Source organism: Burkholderia sp. Ac-20392 (genome assembly GCF_017104585.1).
GTDB classification, from domain to species: domain Bacteria; phylum Pseudomonadota; class Gammaproteobacteria; order Burkholderiales; family Burkholderiaceae; genus Burkholderia; species Burkholderia lata.
This window is the reverse complement of record NZ_JAAGPB010000987.1, coordinates 1-1,260: the sequence shown is the minus strand read 5'-3', so window position 1 is coordinate 1,260 and position 1,260 is coordinate 1. Positions and strand designations below refer to the sequence as shown.

2 protein-coding genes and 1 pseudogene are annotated in these 1,260 nt (G+C 68.1%); 2 read left to right on the top strand and 1 reads right to left on the bottom strand.

The window, feature by feature from the left end; genetic code table 11:
- Window positions 1–77, top strand: a pseudogene (locus G3N99_RS40305) (urease accessory protein UreF); the annotation flags it as partial.
- A gap of 17 nt (window positions 78–94) precedes the next feature.
- Window positions 95–742, top strand: a complete 648-nt coding sequence (ureG, locus tag G3N99_RS40300; protein ID WP_206125200.1) for an urease accessory protein UreG — start codon at window positions 95–97, stop codon at window positions 740–742.
- Between the two features lie 63 nt (window positions 743–805).
- Here ureG and G3N99_RS40295 read toward each other — a convergent pair.
- The coding region (locus G3N99_RS40295; RefSeq protein ID WP_206125199.1) for a glycosyltransferase at window positions 806–1,260 on the bottom strand (455 nt) is incomplete at its 5' end.

Genomic DNA, 1,260 nt, shown 5'->3' with positions numbered 1-1,260 from the left:
TCAACACGTTCGCGCCGCAGCTCGGCATCTTGTCCGCGCGGCACGAAACCCAGTATTCGCGGTTGTTCCGCTCCTGAACCCGACGCTACCCGCCATGAACGCACCTGCTCCCTCCCTCGCCCGCCGCACGAAAAAACTGCCGCCGCTGCGCGTCGGCATCGGCGGCCCCGTCGGCTCCGGCAAGACCACGCTGCTCGAAATGCTGTGCAAGGCAATGCGCGACCAGTACGACCTCGTCGCGATCACCAACGACATCTATACGAAGGAAGACCAGCGGCTGCTGACGGTCGCGGGCGCGCTGCCCGAGGAACGCATCATGGGCGTCGAGACGGGCGGCTGCCCGCACACGGCGATCCGCGAGGATGCGTCGATCAACCTCGAGGCCGTCGACCGGATGCTGTCGCGCTTCCCCGACGCCGACATCGTGTTCATCGAATCGGGCGGCGACAATCTCGCGGCGACCTTCAGCCCAGAGCTGTCGGACCTGACGATCTACGTGATCGACGTCGCCGGCGGCGAGAAGATTCCGCGCAAGGGCGGCCCCGGCATCACGAAGTCCGACCTGCTCGTGATCAACAAGACGGATCTCGCGCCGCTGGTCGGCGCGAACCTCGACGTGATGGCGTCCGACACGAAGAAGATGCGCGGCGAGCGGCCTTATGTGATGACGAACCTGAAAGCGCTCGAAGGCGTCGCGGACGTGATCGCGTTCATCGAGAAGAAGGGTTTGCTGACGGTCTGAGCGGCGTGGCGGCGCGATACGATGCCGCCACGCGTGCTCATGGCGGCATGGCGCCGCCTTCGCCTAGTCGTCGGAAGGGTCCTGCGCGTCCTGCAGTGCGCGCACGCCGCGTTCGGCAGGCGGCAGCAGTGCCGCGAGCACGTCGACCGTGCGTGCGGTCGCGCCGCGGTGGCGCGACGCGAATGCGGCGCCAGCCGCGCCCATTGCGATGCGCCGCGCCTTGTCGGCGAACAGCGCATCGAGCACGTGCGCGAGATCGAGCGGATCCTCGACCTGCAGCGCCGCACCAGCCGCAACCGCATCGGCGGTCGCCTGCGTGAAGTTGAACACGTGCTTCCCGATCAACACCGGCACGCCGACCGCGCACGCTTCGATCAGGTTCTGGCCGCCGAGCGGCAGCAGGCTGCCGCCGATGAACGCGATGTCGGCCGCCGCGTAATACGCGCCGAGCTCGCCCATCGAATCACCGAGCAGCACCGTCACGTCATCCGGCAGCGGCTCGGCGGCCGGCAGCGCGG

Excerpts from the sequence above, each read along its gene's own strand:
- ureG (WP_206125200.1), top strand. The coding sequence starts at position 95 with ATGAACGCACCTGCTCCCTCCCTCGCCCGCCGCACGAAAAAACTGCCG.